Here is a 17,739-nt window from a genome sequence, read left to right as displayed (position 1 = left end):
CTGAGAACCAATTATATTTCTGTCGACTATCCTCCTGTAGCTGATTTTGAAGCAGATCAAACTACTATATTCCAATTTGAATTTGTAACATTTACCGATCTTTCAACAGGAAATCCAACTTCCTGGACATGGACCTTTGAAGGTGGCGACCCTGCAGGATCCAATATTCAGCAACCCGGAGAAGTAACCTATGAAGTAAACGGGGTATATGATGTGACCCTGACGGTTAGCAATGATTACGGTCAAAGCACAGAAACCAAAACCGATTATATCGATGTTCTTCCTGTAGGAATTGATGAAATTAATTCGGGGCAGGGATTTACCATTTACCCAAATCCCGGAAGGGAAGTGTTTATGATCCACCGGCAAAGCAATACGGATTATGAGATCAGGATTTTTAATCTGCTGGGTGAACAAGTGTTTGAAGGTGCCTTGAACGGACAGGAAGCCCGTATTAATCTCAGTGGTTTGAACAGAGGATTGTATATTGTAAGACTTGCGGCATCGGATAGCGATCAGGTGGCTACAGCAAAGCTGGTGATAGAATAGTATTGTTAAACTCTGCGGGAAGCTGTGAATAAGGCAGTTTCCCGCAATAAATAATTTCATTATGAAGCGTTATTTACTGACCATCGCACTTATTGCCGGATCATGGGGATTGTTATTTTCCCAGAATCTGGTACAAAACGGGGGACTGGAGTCCTGGGTTAACCCAACCACCCCGGAAAACTGGGATAAAGCCGAGAACATAAGCCAATCGGATGTGATCGTTTTCAGTGGGATGTATTCTGCTGAACATACTTCAGCGGATGCTACCAAAGATTTACAACAGGATGTGGAAGGTATCATCGAAGGTGTGAATTACCATATCAGTTATCGCTATTTTGACAACGATCCTGAAGCAAGGACAAGGATATGGTCATACTGGCTAAGCGGGGGCTCAACTCTGACTGCCAATGAGGCTGAATTAAGGCCTAATGTTTATTCGGAAGACAATCCCGACTGGCAGGTTTTTGATGTAACACTAACCGCACCGGCTACCGCGGATGCATTCAGGTTCGAGGTGAGGGTTTATAAGCAGGATAACGTTTTCGGCGGTTCGGTTTATTATGATGATTTCGTTGTGGAGCAGGCCGGGGTTGATCCGGAGCCATCCGCTTATCCTGTGAATTTCATCGCTACCCCGGAAAATGTGTCCATTACCCTTTCCTGGCTGGATGCAACCGGAACCCAACTTCCGGGAGCCTACCTGGTGCTCGCAAGCAGTACCGATAATATTGTGCCTCCTGTGGATGGGACACCGGTAGAGGACGATACTGATCTCAGCGACGGGACCGGGGCACTTAATGTGTTTTATGGAGTTGAAACCTGCACTTTTGCCGGCCTTGAAGGTAACTCCACGTATCATTTTGCCATTTTCCCTTACACCAACGGTGGGGCAAACATCAATTACAAAACAGACGGTGCCTGGCCTGAAGCACAGGCAACCACTGCAAACATCGCAGTAATTGAAACGGAAAACTTCAACAATAGCTGGGGTGCCTGGACAGCGGTCAGCGTCACAGGAGCCCAGGTTTGGGAAAGAGACAACAATTACGGTTTGGAGGGGACTCCATGTGCAAGAATGAGCGGGTACGAAGGGGGATCAAATGCCAATGAAGACTGGCTTATTTCACCTGCCATGAACTTCTCAAATTATGAAAACGAACTCCTGTCTTTTTTTACTGCACAAAACTACACCGGACCGGAACTGGAAGTTCTGATCTCTACCGATTACGATGGTTCTGGCAATCCGGCATCGGGCACATGGACCAGCCTTACCGGAACCCTTTCCGGCGGAAGCTGGGAATGGACATTCTCCGGAGATATAGATGTTTCCGCTTATAACGGAAATGCTGTTTATGTTGCATTCAAATATACTTCAAACGCTTCAGAAAGTGCTACCTGGGAAGTTGATGATATCCTGATTACCGGAACGGAACTGGTGGGTATCCATAATCCGGAGTTAAAACCGACAGGATTGGAAATATTCCCGAATCCGGTTACGGAATCATTTACTGTAATGACATCAGGAGATCTGACCCTGGAAAAAATTGAAGTGTATTCTATAACGGGTAAGCTGATCTGGACATCGGGGAAAGACGGTATTCCACCGGCTATCTCCGCCCAAACCTGGAAGACCGGAACTTATTTGCTGGTAGGAACGTTTTCTGACGGATCCGCTTACAGCACCAAATTCCTGAAACAATAAAGATCTCAATAATATTATTAAAGCTGCCTCAATTAGCCAGGCAGCTTTTTTTATTTAATTTTACAGGATGATCCAATAACAGCTATAAAAGCATGTTATTTACCATATGCCCGCAGTTTTATGAAGCGTAAAATCATTGCGTTATTTTTTCTGATTTGGTCTGCCTTAACATTGGTTTCGCAGGAACCTGCCATTTTACGTTTGGAACTAAATGCCAGGATGAATGAGGATACCTATACCCTTATCCCATGTGGAGAAAATGGTTTTATTGTTTTTTATCAGGGTTTTGAGGATAAATCAGGAAATATGAGCTGGCATTTTGCCATGTTTGATAATCAGTTAAAAGAACTATGGATACGGGACACGGTATTGCCCAATGGATTGGTGTATAATGGCTATTATTATGAAGATGATTTGCTTTATATGCTGTATTATCATGAAGGCCGCGGGGGATCGGGGGATTATAATGCAAAAATATTAACGGTTGCACTAATGGAAGGAATGATTTCCACGAAAGAAACCATGTTTCCTGAAAAGTCAACCATTGGAGGTTTTACGGTCAGAAATAACAAAGCAGTAACCGGAGCCACAGACAAAAAGAATGTAGGTTATCTTATTTTTACCGATCTTTCTTCAGGTGAAAGTGTTACAACAGAAATAGATCTGGAGGGGGCATCCATCCTCAGGAATATTTACCTGGATCCGGATCAGGAACTTGGCTATGTTTTAGTTCAGAATATCCTGAACAAGGAAAATTCGGGATATGTCATTTTACCATTTGATTTACACGGGAGGATAAAAGAAATACTTCATATTGATCCGGTTTTGGAAGGGAAATATCTTAATGATGCGGATTTATTACTAAGAGAAGGGAAAATATACATTTTCGGAACCTACGGTTCAAATCCGGCCAGGCTTAGTGGAAACACGGAAGAAGACTTTCCGGAAAGCACGGGGTATTATATGGCATGTTTTGAAAATGGGAGAGAGAAGTTCATTCACTATTACAATTTCCTGGAATTTGATAACCTATACCGTACTTTGGGAGGAAAAGATGTAACCCGGTTGCGAAAAAAAGCAGGGAAACAAGAGAGGACCGGTGAGGAGGTTTCACTTGATTACAATGTCCTATTGCATCCGGTTCTGTTATCAAACGATGTTTTCCTTGTCATGTCGGAAGCTTTCTATCCCGAATATCGGACGGTGACCGATATGTATTATGATTATTACGGAAGAATGGTTCCCCAGACATATACTGTATTTGATGGGTTTAAGTATTTTGCCGGGATCGTTTCGGCTTTTGACATGGAAGGTCAGATGGTATGGAACGGGGAAATGCCAATATGGAACATACAGACTTTTAATTTGCAGCCATATCTTCAGTTGTTTGGGGAAAATGATGAGTTTTTTATGTTTTATAACCGAAATGGCAGGATCCAATACAGCGTTTTCCGCGGAGGGTCTGAATTGGAGAAGGATGCATCGCTGGAGATAAAGTTGAAATATGATAATGATAAGCTGATTGATGACGCCCGCAGCAAGATCGTACATTGGTACAATGAGTTTTTCTTGTGTTATGGTTATCAGGAAATCAGGAATAACAGGCTGGCAAATAACCGCAGAGCTGTTTTTTATGTGAACAAGGTGGCATTGAAGTAGCAGTATGATAACACCGGTATTCAGAATAGGTAAGTTTTTGGAATACAGACTTCGTGCGAAGTCGAGGTTTGGCATTCATTCTCCTTTTGTTTATGATTTTATGGAAAATATTATCCTGGCGGATTGCAAGGATGAACGCATAAGGGAGATCGAGCGGAGGCGCCGGGGGTTATTGAGATCAGGGGAAATTTTGACACAGGATGATTTCGGTGCCGGACAGGATGGTGAAATATCTTTATCGGGAGCCAGGACTCTGCGCCAGGTTGTGCGTAAATCAGCCGTCTCAAGAAAATTTGGGAGATTGCTTTTCAGGGTAACAGAATATTATAAACCAAGGGTTATCCTGGAACTGGGGACCTCTGCCGGAGTCAGCACTTTGTACCTGGCGATGGCAAGCCCGGAAAGTATCGTGCATACCATTGAAGGCAGTGATGTGACATCAGCAGCGGCAGGAAGGTTATTTGAAGCCATGGGGATAAGCAATATCAGGAGGCATACTGGCCGGTTTGATGATGTGCTTCCAGGATTACTGGAGGAAATAGGGACAAGTCTGGATATGGTTTTCCTGGATGGGAATCATCGTTACCAGCCGACTTTGAACTATTTTCACCAATGTATACCATACCTGGCACCGGATGGTGTATTTATTCTAGACGATATATACTGGTCACCGGAAATGTACCGTGCCTGGGAGGAGATAAAAATGAATCCTGATGTAAGTACCAGTATTGATCTTTACAGGATGGGCTTGTTATTTTTTCGAAAAGGACTGCCAGATCAAGATTTTTTGATCCGGTTCTGATAAATATGTTATTTTTGTTGGTACACCTAATAAAGTGATATGAATCAGGAAGTAATCCGTTTAATCGACATTGTCAGAAATTTTCAGGTAGGCACAGAGATAGTCAGAGCTCTCCGTGCTATTTCCCTGGATATTTATCGAAATGAATTTGTTGCCCTGATGGGGCCTTCGGGGTCAGGAAAATCGACTCTGATGAATATCCTGGGTTGCCTGGATACGCCTACATCCGGGCATTATTACCTTAACGGTAATGATGTCAGCAAGCAGGGTGATAACGAACTGGCTGAAATCAGAAATAAAGAGATTGGTTTTATTTTTCAGACATTCAACCTCCTGCCCAGAAATTCGGCGCTTGAGAATGTGACTTTACCATTGATCTATGCCGGATTGAACAAGAATGCAAGGATAAAGAAGGCGGAGAAAGTTTTGGAAGATGTTGGCTTAAGTGACCGTATGCTGCACAAGCCAAACGAGCTTTCGGGGGGACAAAGGCAACGCGTTGCTATTGCAAGGGCTCTGGTCAATGAACCTTCTATCATCCTGGCTGATGAGCCTACAGGTAATCTTGACTCAAAAACATCTATCGAGATTATGGGATTACTGGAGAAAATCCATCAGGCAGGAAATACCATTATTGTTGTTACTCATGAAGAAGATATTGCCCTGCATGCACATCGAATTATTCGCATGATCGACGGCAATATTGCTTCCGATGACAAGAACAAGAATATCAGGACGATGGATTTCTACAAGGAAGTTATTGAAGAAAGCGAGTAATATTCACAGAACCTTATTCCCGGGCAAACAAAATGATGAATTCTTTGTTTGCTAAGTATGTTTAAACAGCAGGATTTACCGGGTTTCCCGGTTGTTCTGTTAATTTGCCAAAACAATGACAGACAGTTGGAAAATATATACTAAAACCGGGGATAAAGGAGAAACCTCCCTGATTGGCGGCACAAGGGTTCCTAAATATCATGACAGGATAGAGGCTTATGGCACCCTTGATGAATTGAATTCCTTCATTGGGCTGATCAGGGATCAGGACATGCAGCCTCATTATCATGAAATCCTGCTCGAGGTCCAGGACAGGCTTTTTACTATTGAATCGCAATTGGCATGGGATCCTTCAAAGGAGCTGAAAAGAGAGCTGCCAGTTATAGTGGAAACTGATGTTGAACTGCTTGAGAAAGAAATCGACCTGATGAATGAGGAATTGCAACCTCTGACATCGTTTATTCTTCCCGGTGGACATACTACTGTTTCTTATTGCCATATTGCCCGCTGTATATGCCGCCGTGCCGAAAGGCTTACCATTCGCATGTCGATAGAACATAAAGTGGATGAATTGAATATTAAATACTTAAACCGCTTGTCGGATTATCTGTTCGTATTGGCCAGAAAACTTGCACGCGATCTTAATGTTTCCGAAACCCTTTGGAAAGCAAGGGTTTAAGGGTCTTGTAATCTTTAAAAAATCACTTGACTTTTATAGGAAAAGAATTATTTTTGCAAACTACAAATTTCGCAAGCTATGTATTGGACACTAGAATTGGCTTCAAAGCTTGAAGATGCTCCCTGGCCGGCTACCAAGGACGAGCTGATTGATTACAGTATTCGTTCAGGATTACCGCAGGAGGTTATCGAGAACCTGCGTGAAATCGAAGATGAAGGAGAAGTCTATGAAAGCATTGAGGATATCTGGCCGGATTATCCGACAAAGGATGATTTCTTCTTTCACGAAGACGAATATTAACCCTATAAAGAGTCTTTTGTTAAGCCGGATTTACTGATAATCCGGCTTTATTTTTGTAAAGAAGGAGAAATGCACTTTTCCATACTTGCGAAGTTCCCTGAAATCCTCCAATTCATTAAATAGATGCCTTGCATCGTGTTCCATGATAAAAATCCCTTCATTGTCCAGCAGATTCAGTTCCAATACTTTCTGAGGAATATCAGGTAACTCTTTCATGTCATAGGGAGGATCGGCAAAAATTATATCAAATGGGCCTTTTAACCTGGGTAGCCATTTCAGAACATTTCCTTTCAGTACTTTGATATTTTCAATGCCAAACAAATTTGCAGTTTGCAGGATAAAGGTCAGGCATTGCGGATTCCGGTCGATGGCAATGATTTCTGCGGCTCCCCTGGAGGCAAATTCAAAAGAGATGCTGCCCGTTCCTGCAAACAGATCCAGCACCCGTAAACCTTCGAAATCAATACGGTTGTTCAGAATATTGAACAGGCTTTCCCTTGCCAGATCAGTAGTAGGCCTAACAGGGAGATTATTTGGCGGATGAAGGCGTCTTCCCTTGTATAATCCTCCTATTATTCGCACTTAGGTATGCTGAACAAATTAAAAAACAAATGGGAAGGCAAAGAGTCTAATACGGGGCTGTATTGAAAATGACTGTTCCTGGAAATAAATCCCAGGTTCTTAATAAACCTGTATAATTCCTGGTACATTTCATCTCTTGCCACAATATTCCCCAGAAGGATTACCCTGATAAATTCAGGATCAAGGTTTAATCGTTGCAGGGATTCAAGGACGAAAAACACGAAATCGGTGTTTTTTTCAAACGAAAATGAGTTGAAAAAGCGCAACCGGCCATCATCGAGAAACAGGATATCCCCGCTATGGCTGCGCAGATTGACGTATACCTGCTTGCCTATCTTTGAGTTTTTCAATGCCATGATAGCGCTGATCATTACGCATGACTGATGATAAATCTTAAAAGACCGGAAATGTTTTTTCAGGACGGACGTAATAGCGGCGGGATAAAGGAAGATTGAATGTGCTTCGATCACAGACACAGGATTGTGATTGATGACATGTCCTGGATTTTCCAGGGGGTGATGAGTAAAGGTAAGGTATTCCTTTAAGCGTGTAGCATCAAATTGCTCATTGGGTACAAGGGTAGAATATGGATTTTCAACAAGGACTTTAACCGACTTAAAAGATTGATCTGCATAGCCTGTTTCCTGGAGAGCATCTTCAAAACCATTATGCAGGGAAATGGATTTGCTGTCTGCATCCTCTTTCTGATAGGAATCAAAACGCATGAATTTGTTGAGATCATCGTCGAGTAAAGCAAAAGCAAAGCTATTTCCGTTGAGGTAAATTGCCAGGTGGCAACGCTCAAAGAAGTCATTGATGAATGCGATATCCTTCAGATGGTATTTTCTGATGGTATTTTCGGGCATATGTGGAAAAGGGTTTATTCCCAGTTACCGTCAGTGGATGCCTCAAGCATGGAACCTACTTTCATCCCGGGGTATTTGTCGATATCTTCCTTGGATTTTATCAGGTTCCTGATCAATTGCTCATCAAGACCCTTTAAAAAGTCGGAATAAAGAGCAGTAACCTCAAAGACATTTACGGTAATTCCACCCGATTCTATTTTCCCGGCGTCCATGTTAAAAAGCTTACCTCCGGAATAAGGTATATATTTTATGGAGTCAAGCACATAACCCGGCCTTTTGCCAAATAAAGAATCGCCTACACTGATGTAACCAATTGTGTCTTTGATAGTTTTAGTAAATGTAGTGTCAGTAGGATCCGCAATCATTTTCACAACCGGTATCTCACCGGTCCTGAGAAACTCTATCAACGTGTCAAAACTTGCTGTGTAAACATTATTAATGTTTCTGTAAATCATTTGGCTCGACCGAATATCCTTGAGTTTTTCGATCACCTGTTTTTCTCTTTGATCTTTGATCTTGTTGAACTGGATGGGGGTAATTACACTGTCAACCACCAGATATGCCAGTACAATGATAACAACTGTTAGAATGATTTTGACACCGAGGTATTTCATGACGGATTAATTTGATAATCGCAAAGGTAAAATTTTTTTATAATTTTAATACTTATGCCTGTCAAATTAAGGAAAATTTAATGCGCATTATCAAAATTAATCTCCAAGATATTCATGGCACATTTGTAACAGTTTGTCTGCCATGATGGGCTTAGAGATATAATTATCACATCCCGCCTTGTAACATTCCCTTGGGTCGTCATTCAGGGCATAGGCTGTTTGTGCAATAATGATAATATCCTGGTTCAGTTCTTTAATGATTTTGGTAGCGGTATACCCGTCCATACCTGGCATCCGCATATCCAAAAGAATTAGGTGGTATAATGCAGGATCCTCTTTAATAATTTCCAGAGCTGATTCAGCCGATTTGCAAGTAACAACGTCGGCTCCTGTCTTCTTCAGTACGATATACAGGAATTGTAAAACACTGTTGTCATCGTCTACTACCATTATTCTTTTTCCGGGCCAACGGTACATCAGTTTAGCTGTTTCCAGGGGATATTGGTAGCGCATGTCCTCTTCAGGAAGAATAACCGGTATCCTGAAAGAAAATACCGAACCTTCGTTTTCACGGGAATCAACCTGAATGCTTCCTCCCATCTTCTCTACAACAGCTTTTGATATGGCAAGTCCTACCCCTGTGCCCCCGTATTTTCTTGTATTGCCTTCATCAACCTGCCTGAACCGTTCGAAGATATGCTCCAATTGGGATTCATTCATCCCTATTCCGGTATCGGAAACATAAAATTGAATAAAATGATTCTCAACAGTATATCCTGTTACAATTTCTCCCCTTTCGGTAAACTTTATTGCGTTGCTCACAAGGTTCATTAATACCTGTTTGAGCCTCTGGGAATCGATTAAGAATTTTTTACTCTCATCCACATTCCCTTTTACCATTTTTATCTTCAGATCATTCTTTCTTTGGCTTTCCTTTACGCTTTCGAAATCTCCCACCAGGTTTTGCATAAAATCATGGAGTATGCAAATCTGTGGGTTCATTTTCAGATCACCCGATTCTATGCGGGAAAGGTCTATGATGTCGCTTATGATATTCAGAAGATTTCTGCCATTGTTGATGATAGTGTCAATGAAATCTTTGCGGTTATCCTGGGAGAGGCTGTTTTCCTTCAGCAATTCGGCAAAACCCATGATGGCATTTAGAGGGGTGCGAATTTCGTGCGACATATTTGTAAGGAAGGCTGTCTTCAGGCGGTCGGATTCTTCAGCTTTTTCCTTGGCTTTGATAAGATCGCCTTCCATTATCTTGCGGTCGGTGATATCCCTGAAGATTCCGAGGGTACCGATAAACATTCCATGCAGATCATAGCGTGGAGAAGCAGTGACCAGGAGGATCTTTCTTGTTCCCTGGGCAGATATGATCTGCAATTCATACAGAGTACTCTTACCCTCTTCTCTGTTTTTGGTTTCCTCAATTACCCTTTCAATCGATTGCTGATCGAGAAATTCCCTGAGGTTTTTGCCGTTTAGTTCTTCCCTTTTCAGGCCGAAGATCTCAGCACCTTTATCGTTTACAAAGATGAAACTCTCATGCATGTCGACAATCCCTACACCTTCCCCAAGGGCATCGATCAGGTCACGGTATTTGAACTCGCTTAATTTGAGTTTTTCTTCTGTACGTATCCTCAGTTTGACATTTTTTTCCGTTTCCAGCCTGGCAAACAGGATCGGAGCTATATACCGGGCTATGGATTCGAGCTTGTACTGATCTTCCTCCAAGAATCCATTTTCCTTGTTCCCAAGGACGAATTGCCCTATTATTTCCTGTTTATAAATGATAGGGGTACAGATGGCCGAATGAAGGACTATGTGCCCAACGGGAAATTCAAGATTATGATTCTTAATAAAGGTCTTTCTTTCCAGCAGGGTTTTTCCCCAGATACCTCCCCATTGTTCCGGTGTGAAAACAAAGGTTTTTCCCGGAATGTTGCATTCATCCCAGATATCGTAAGTCATACTGGGGATCTCAAAATGTCCGTCCTGGTTGATAAATCCAAAAAGCCCGTATGGACATGAAAAGGTCCTGAGAAGGATTTCCAGAATCCGCTGGTAAACATCATTGCCCTCTGCCAACAGGAAGGCATGGCTAAGATCGTGATGCAGACGTATGCTTTCCTGGCTTGTTTTAAGTTGCTTTTCCGCAGCTTTTTTCTCGGTAATATCCCGCACTGCTGTAACCCTTACCTTTTCTCCGTCGTATTCAACATCCCGTGATTCAATCTCCACCGGAATGCGGACTCCGTCTTTTCGTTTTGCCTCTATTTCGTATGGTTCTGCTACTTTATTGTCGATCCGGTTCGTAATTGCAGGAAGGTATTCCGGGGGTACCATCTTGTCCACGACATTTTTCCCTAATAATTCCTCTTTACGATATCCGAATATGTTAAGGAAAGAATCGTTAACATCGATCACAAGCCCCCGCTGATGAATAAGTATACCTTCAAAGGTAAGGTCCGACAGCATACGATAGCTCTTCTCTTTCTCGATTAGCTTCCGGTTGATGCTTCGTATCTGTTCATAGGCAATGTCGAGCTTCTGAAGTTGTTCCTCCAGTTTGAGCTTTTGCTTTTGTATTTCTTTTTGCTGATTTTCGATCTCCCCATAAGATTCCCTCAACCTGACCTGGGTATTTCTCAGTTCTGTGACATCCAGATGATATTCCAAAGCGGCAGCTAGCTTGCCTTTTTCGTCAAAAATAGGATTGCAATGGACCTCCACCAGTCTTTCCATACCCTCAGCATCATAATGAATATGTTCAACCACGGCAGGTTTCTTTGTTTTTTTCAGGATCTTCAGGGGGCAGGGATGTTCATTGGTGTTGCAAGGTTTACCTGTACGGTGTGTAAGGGCATAACAGGATAAAGTACCTTTGTGGCTTTCATCATTTAATTCCATGGCGGCCGGATTCGCCAGTAGAACTTCAAATGATTCAATATCAATAACAAACATGGGATAAGAAAAAGATTCAAATAGAATCCCTATCAACTCCTGTTTGCCGGTTTGTTTCATAATATTTCCCTCACAATATTATGCCGTCGGGTTTCTCAACATGCCTGGAAGAGAAATGAGCCTGACAATGAAAACAGATTATGCTTTTCGATCGATTTGATTTATGTTAATAACGCCCTAATGCACATACGAATATACAATAAATATTTGCAAAAGTAAAGAGCTTTATTAAAGATTTTTTCTTCTATTGAAAATTCGCAGGTAATTACCTTGTTTATAATGGGTTTTAACTGAAAATTTGTATACTTTTTTTTTAGTATAGGCTGTTTTTTACATGGAATGTTTCTATATTCTTAAATCCATATAGGAAGGAATATCCTGTAAAAACTCAATGCGCTCTTCCCGGATGAATATCCGGCTGCAGAAATGGGAGATGCCGTTGGTGACGGTAAGGTAGGGCGATTGCCACTTCATGTTATAGCGGGCTGCCTGGTCGAATACTTCCTGGGTGATTTTAACATCGGGTGCCTTACATTCTACGATCATGAGTGGTTGGCCCTGCGGATCCGATGCCAGGATATCGGCGCGAAGGCTCAGCCCGTGTATGCGGAATGAGGCTTCCACACGCAAAAGGGTTGCAGGATATTTTTTTCCCCGGATAAGATATTGCAGAAAATTTTGCCTAACCCACTCCTCCGGTGTCAGAGCAACATATTTTTTTCTGACGGGATCGAATATCATCCGCCTGCCTTCCTCTTCTTTGACTTTCATTTCATAGGCCGGAAGGTTCAGTGCTTGCATGTCAGCGATTGTTTTTGTTTGAGACTGTTTCCGGGGATACTTCCCTGAAGGAGCGGTTTTGTATCAGAGAACGCAGCGGGCGAATGATACGAACCAGCAGTCGTATATCTTCCGTGATGATTTCTGCCGATCCTTTCATCATTTGATTGAATTCGAGTGTGATCCCGTAATTTGTCTTCAGCCCTTCCGGGAAGCCGACTTCAACGAGGTACTCATTGTCGGCAGGTACCCCGGAGATATTGCTGATCCTGCCTTCCACCATGCCAAACTCCATGTAAGGGAAGTTGTAAAAGCGGATATTTACCTTCTGTCCGGTTTTTACCTTGCCCGATCCCTGAATGGGGACATACATTTTCCCGATGATATTGGCCGAGTCGACCGGAACCACGGAAACAACACGGTCGCCCAGGGTAATATTCTGATTTTCTGCCCAGTACTTGTTAAAGGTAACCCTTCCGCTGATCGGGGCCATGATGACATAGGTCTGGTTCCATGTTTGTACCCGGCTATACAGGTTTTCATACGATTCCCTCAAATCAAGCTGCAGGCGTGAGCTCTCCTGCTGCTGTTGGAGCTGGAACTCCAGGATGTCTTCTTCCAACTCCGTTATCTTGATCTGTGTAGTGGCCAGGTTGGTGCGTGCCTCTTCGAAATCATGTTTTTTCTGTAGCATCTCACTCTCTTTCTTCTCCAGTTCTGCTTCGGCTATGGCTCCGTTCCGGAATAACTGTTCGTGCCTCTTGTAGTCTTTCTCTGCAAGCCTGTAATCTTCCTCCAGGGTATTCCTCTGTCTGTAAAGGTATTCGTAATAGATGCGGTGGTCTTTAATCTGTATCCGCAACGCTTCTATTTTCCTGGAATAGTAATTGACCTTAAGGTAATTCTGATAATCCAGGTAGTTTTTCAGGAACACGGAAAAGAATGGTTGTATCTCGCCCAGTGCATTCAGTCCGGCGTATTCGAAAAAGGGAAGGGTATCGATAAAGGTTTTGTAAACGGGTGCCTTAAGGGTTTGCAAGATTGTCCCCAGGTCAAACACTTGTATATGGTTGGCCGGGTTTTCGATTACGGCAATGCGGGTGCCTTTCTCCACATGTGAATTGTCTTCGATGAACAGCGCTTCAAGCTTGCCGCTTGCCCTAGCCACCACGTCGGCGGGTGGGTTTTGGGTCAGGACTTCAATTTCGGCATTCAGGAAGTCGGGATATTTGAAAAACCAGCTTCCTGCGAGCAGTACGAGGATGATAACCAGGAAGAGGGTTATCCCCCTGCGGATGATCCAGGGAGGTATGGTTCCCAGAATCTCCTGTACAGGCTCGCTTCTTTGTATGGTTTCCTTTTTCTTCATGGTTGTAATGCCGTGGTATTAAGAGTTACCCAGTTCCAGCTGATCTTTTACCAGGTGATAATATGAGCCTTTCAGGGCAGATAGCTCAGTATGATTGCCTGTTTCCGTGATCTTCCCTTTTTCCAGGACGATGATCTGGTCGGCATTTTTAACCGTGCTCAGGCGGTGGGCCACGATAACGACGGTCTTTCCTTTATAAAACTCCCGGAGATTTTCCATGATCACCTTTTCATTGTTGGCATCCAGGGCATTGGTCGCTTCGTCGAAAAACAGGAATTCAGGATTCTTGTAAACGGCCCTGGCAATGAGGATACGTTGTTTCTGTCCCTGGCTGAGGCCGGATCCTTCCATACCGATACGGGTGTTATAACTCATCGGCAGGGACTCAATGAATTCCCGGATGTTGGCGATCTTTACTGCATGATAGAGCTTTTCCCTGTCGATATGCTCATCACTGACGGCAATATTGTTTGCGATGGTATCTGAAAAGATAAATCCATCCTGCATAACAGCTCCCACATGCTGGCGCCAGGTACGGCTGCTCATGGTCAGCAGGTTGGTATCGCCGATACGGATATCCCCTTTGACGGGCGGGTAGAATCCCAATAACAGTTTGACCATGGTGGTTTTTCCGCTGCCTGAAGGTCCGACGATCGCCGTTACCTTATTTTCCGGAATAAGACAACTGATATCCTGCAGGACCATCTCCGAATGGGGACCTTCATACTGGAAGCTCAGGTTGTGAAAGGCGATGCTTTTGTTTTCCGGGATAATGGTGATCCTGTGTTGTTCGGGGTCTTCTTCGTCTTCACGCTGATGTATTTCACCAAGTCTTTCGATGGAAATCCTTGCATCCTGTGCCGAACGGAGGAAGGATATCATCTGTTCAATCGGGCTGTTGGCCTGTCCCAGGATGAAAAGTGTGGCCATCATCATACCCAGGGTCATCTCTCCCTGCACCACCGACCAGGCTGCCAGGAATACAATGAGGATGTTCTTGCTCTGGTTGAAAAATACGGCACCGGCCTGCTGATACTGGTTGATCGACAACCCGCGGATATTCACGCGGAACAACCGTGCCTGTATACGTTCCCATTCCCAGCGTTTTTGTTTTTCGCAGTTGTTCAGCTTGATCTCCTGCATACCGGTGATGAGCTGAATCAGGTTGCTCTGATTTTCGGCCTGCTGGGCGAAGCGGCGGTAATCCACCTCGCGGCGTTTCTTCATAAAAGCAAGCACCCATAAAACATACAGGATACTGCCTCCCAGGAAAATGGCAAAGATCTGCCAGGAGTAGACCGCGAGCACCAGGGCGAATATGATCAGGCTGAAAAAAGAGAATAATATATTCAGTGAAGAGACGGTAAGGAAATTCTCAATGCGGGTATGGTCGTGAATGCGTTGCATGAGGTCGCCCACCAGCTTGGAATCGAAGAATTTCAGGGGTAACCTCATCAGTTTGATCAGAAAATCGCTGATCAGCGAGATATTGATGCGGGTTGCCATATGCAGCAATATCCATCCGCGGATGAATTCCACGGAAGTTTGAGAGATCATGAGCACCAACTGAGCAATCAGCACGAGGGTAATAAAGGAAAGGTCCTGGTTGGAGATACCGATATCAACGACGGCCTGGGTCAGGAAAGGGAAGATCAGTTGCAGGATACTGGCCAGCAGCATACCAAGGACAAGCTGCACCACGAATTTCCTGTGAGGTTTGACATAGGAGAACAGGAAGCGGAAGCTTTTCTTGTTAAGGTCTTCACCTTCCTGTTTATAAAAATCCGGAGTAGGTTCCAGGATGAGGCAAATCCCCTGGTTTCCGGTTTCGCCTTTGGCGCCGGTCCAGCCCTGCAGAAATTCCTCCCGGCTGTACCGGATAAGACCATAGGCAGGGTCTGCCACATAGACCCGGTTGTTTTTTACTTTATAAACAACCACGAAATGCCGTTGTTTCCAGTGGGCTATGCAGGGAAGAGGAGCTTCACCGGCAAGCTGTTCAAAGCTGAGCCTTACGCCCATGGTGCGGAAACCTATTGATTCGGCCGCATCGCTGATACCAAGCAGGGAAACACCTTCGCGTGTGATGAAACTGCGTTCACGCAAGGTCTGTATGGAATAGGAACGGCCGTAATGTCTGGCTATCATGCGCAAACACGCAGGACCGCAGTCCATCGCATCCAGTTGTTTGTAAAATGGGAAGCTCAACTTGCTATTAATTTACGCTCAAAAATAACAAAATACTTGTGATGGCTTATACGGAGGAAATGGGAAAAGGGTTTTGGGATCGAAGATATCAGATCGGAGATCGGAGAAAGAAATCTCAGATCGCAGATCGCAGATCGCAGATCGAAGAATAAACGTTCATCACGTAATTTCATGGGCAGGTTTTGTGTCTTCACTTGCCTGCACCGATGCAAACCGGGGTCGATCATCGATTTCATTCTTCGATCATTGATCATTGATCGTCGATTCTAATCTACACTCAGGGTGACCCTTCGCCTACGCTCAGGGTGACTTTAGTTTGCTTTTAAACAGTTGGGCCTCGACTTCGCTCGGCCCAGGGCCAACCCCAATGGGTTATAATAACGCTCTGCGTTTGATAAAAGGCCGAGCGAAGCCGAGGCCTGGTTAATATATCAATGCGTGTCACCCTGAGCGAAGCCGAAGGGTCACCCATAGCGAATCCGAGGCCCTGCTCCGAGCGAAGCCGAGGAGAGATTATACTCCTTTTTTTTACAGCGCAGCTACTGAAAAATCTCGTGATGGGAAGCGGAGTCGATTATTCCCCTTTATTTTATTCAAAATATTTAATCCATAATTTTTACTTTTGACTTCACTTTATCCATCAAACATTATGACCGACTTCGACCGCATCCTTAGTGACCTGAGAAACAAAATCTACCGTCCGGTTTATTTCCTGATGGGAGAAGAACCATATTTTATCGATGAGATTGCTGCATTTATTGAGGAAAACATTTTGGATGAGAATGAGAAGGAATTCAACCAAAGCATATTGTATGGCAGGGACGTGGATGTGCCAACCATCCTGGAATATGCCAAACGCTACCCTATGATGTCGAACTACCAGGTGGTGATCATCAGGGAAGCTCAGGAAATCCGGAATATTGAGCAACTGGAGAGTTATTGCCAGAAGCCTCTTTCTTCCACCATCCTGGTATTGTGCTATAAATACAAAAAGCTTGACCGGCGTAAGAGTTTTTCCCGTACGGTTGAGAAAGCAGGGGTGGTTTTTGAATCCAAACGTATTTACGACGACAAGCTTCCTTCCTGGATTGGTGAAAGGCTGAAAAGCATGGGCTACGGCATCACACCGAAAGCAGCCCTCCTGCTTGCGGAGTACCTTGGATCCGACCTTTCGAAGATCATGAACGAGCTTTCCAAGCTTGCTATCAATATCGAAAAAGGGGTGAGCGTTAACGAGAAACTTATTGAGGAGAATATCGGGATCAGCAAGGATTACAATATCTTTGAGTTGCAGAACGCGTTGGGCGAACGGGATGTGCTGAAAGCCAACCGCATTGTCAACCATTTTGCCGCCAACGAAAAAGACCATCCCCTGGTTATGGTCGTCTCCACCCTTTACGGTTTTTTTGTGAAATTATTGAAATACCATGCCACCCCCGATAAGTCGCGCAACAATATCGCATCGGTGTTGGGAGTAAACCCTTTCTTTGTTCCCGATTACCAGAAAGCGGCCAAAAACTATTCCTACCCCAAACTTCGTGAAACCATTTCCGTTCTTCGCGAATACGACCTCAAAGGCAAAGGCGTAAGCTCCGCCACCACCGGCGGTGAACTCATGCGGGAAATGATCTATCGAATACTGCATTAACTAAAGTTTCGCATTAAAATATTTTTTATCATTTACCCATCCCCCGGCCCCCTCTGCTGGCAGGGAGGGGGAGCGCGCTATTTCAACTTTGTGAAATTATATACAAACAGTAAGTAAAAATAATTTGGGAATGGATTTTGACATACAAATTATCAAGTGTTTTTCTTAAATAGCTATTATATATTTTTTAAAAAATTTGATCAGCACGTTCCCTCTCCCTGCCAGCAGGGAGGG

Annotated in this window: 15 protein-coding genes; 8 read left to right on the top strand and 7 right to left on the bottom strand. The window is 43.8% G+C overall.

The features are described 5' to 3' along the window. The 7 genes from KKA81_11415 to KKA81_11385 all read left to right on the top strand — a co-directional run. The coding region (locus KKA81_11415) for a T9SS type A sorting domain-containing protein (GenBank protein MBU2651535.1) at nt 1–549 on the top strand (549 nt) is incomplete at its 5' end. Between the two features lie 61 nt (nt 550–610). Continuing rightward, the gene (locus KKA81_11410; GenBank protein MBU2651534.1) at nt 611–2,251 is read left to right on the top strand and encodes a choice-of-anchor J domain-containing protein; all 1,641 of its coding nucleotides are present in this window, start codon (nt 611–613) and stop codon (nt 2,249–2,251) included. A 120-nt stretch (nt 2,252–2,371) separates the two neighbouring features. Next, nucleotides 2,372–3,910, top strand: a complete 1,539-nt coding sequence (locus KKA81_11405; protein MBU2651533.1) for a hypothetical protein — start codon at nt 2,372–2,374, stop codon at nt 3,908–3,910. A gap of 37 nt (nt 3,911–3,947) precedes the next feature. Continuing rightward, nucleotides 3,948–4,712, top strand: coding sequence for a class I SAM-dependent methyltransferase (locus KKA81_11400; protein ID MBU2651532.1), 765 nt, complete (start codon nt 3,948–3,950; stop codon nt 4,710–4,712). Between the two features lie 39 nt (nt 4,713–4,751). After that, nucleotides 4,752–5,489, top strand: a complete 738-nt coding sequence (locus KKA81_11395; GenBank protein MBU2651531.1) for an ABC transporter ATP-binding protein — start codon at nt 4,752–4,754, stop codon at nt 5,487–5,489. Nucleotides 5,490–5,604: 115 nt separating this feature from the next. Continuing rightward, nucleotides 5,605–6,168 carry a cob(I)yrinic acid a,c-diamide adenosyltransferase gene (locus KKA81_11390; GenBank protein MBU2651530.1) on the top strand — a complete coding sequence of 188 codons (564 nt, stop codon included), beginning with the start codon at nt 5,605–5,607 and terminating at the stop codon, nt 6,166–6,168. Between the two features lie 78 nt (nt 6,169–6,246). Then, entirely contained in the window at nt 6,247–6,468 is a 222-nt protein-coding gene (locus KKA81_11385) for a DUF2795 domain-containing protein (protein MBU2651529.1), read from the top strand. Between the two features lie 30 nt (nt 6,469–6,498). Here KKA81_11385 and rsmD read toward each other — a convergent pair whose 3' ends face one another. From rsmD to KKA81_11350, 7 genes are all read right to left on the bottom strand, one after another. Further along, nucleotides 6,499–7,050, bottom strand: coding sequence for a 16S rRNA (guanine(966)-N(2))-methyltransferase RsmD (gene rsmD, locus KKA81_11380; GenBank protein MBU2651528.1), 552 nt, complete (start codon nt 7,048–7,050; stop codon nt 6,499–6,501). Further along, on the bottom strand, nt 7,041–7,916 hold the full coding sequence (locus KKA81_11375; GenBank protein MBU2651527.1) for a DUF3822 family protein: 876 nt from the start codon (nt 7,914–7,916) through the stop codon (nt 7,041–7,043). Before KKA81_11375 ends, rsmD begins: the two co-directional genes overlap by 10 nt. A 14-nt stretch (nt 7,917–7,930) precedes the next feature. Then, nucleotides 7,931–8,530 (bottom strand): hypothetical protein, encoded by a 600-nt coding sequence (locus KKA81_11370; GenBank protein MBU2651526.1) that lies wholly within the window; start codon nt 8,528–8,530, stop codon nt 7,931–7,933. Nucleotides 8,531–8,626: 96 nt separating this feature from the next. Further along, complete coding sequence (locus tag KKA81_11365; GenBank protein ID MBU2651525.1) at nt 8,627–11,560, bottom strand: PAS domain S-box protein; 2,934 nt, start codon at nt 11,558–11,560, stop codon at nt 8,627–8,629. Between the two features lie 285 nt (nt 11,561–11,845). Continuing rightward, a complete protein-coding gene (locus KKA81_11360) occupies nt 11,846–12,301 on the bottom strand; it encodes a type I restriction enzyme HsdR N-terminal domain-containing protein (GenBank protein MBU2651524.1) in 456 nt (151 codons plus the stop codon). A 1-nt stretch (nt 12,302) separates the two neighbouring features. Next, nucleotides 12,303–13,649, bottom strand: coding sequence for an HlyD family secretion protein (locus KKA81_11355; protein ID MBU2651523.1), 1,347 nt, complete (start codon nt 13,647–13,649; stop codon nt 12,303–12,305). 18 nt (nt 13,650–13,667) lie between these two features. Then, the gene (locus KKA81_11350) at nt 13,668–15,824 is read right to left on the bottom strand and encodes a peptidase domain-containing ABC transporter (protein MBU2651522.1); all 2,157 of its coding nucleotides are present in this window, start codon (nt 15,822–15,824) and stop codon (nt 13,668–13,670) included. 682 nt (nt 15,825–16,506) lie between these two features. Between KKA81_11350 and holA the strand changes: the two genes are divergently transcribed. Then, nucleotides 16,507–17,505 (top strand): DNA polymerase III subunit delta, encoded by a 999-nt coding sequence (holA, locus tag KKA81_11345; GenBank protein ID MBU2651521.1) that lies wholly within the window; start codon nt 16,507–16,509, stop codon nt 17,503–17,505. Nucleotides 17,506–17,739: the final 234 nt, after the last annotated feature.

This window comes from Bacteroidota bacterium, assembly GCA_018831055.1.
Taxonomy (GTDB): domain Bacteria; phylum Bacteroidota; class Bacteroidia; order Bacteroidales; family B18-G4; genus M55B132.
Note: the sequence above shows the minus strand (reverse complement) of the source record. Positions and strands in the feature narration are given on the sequence as shown.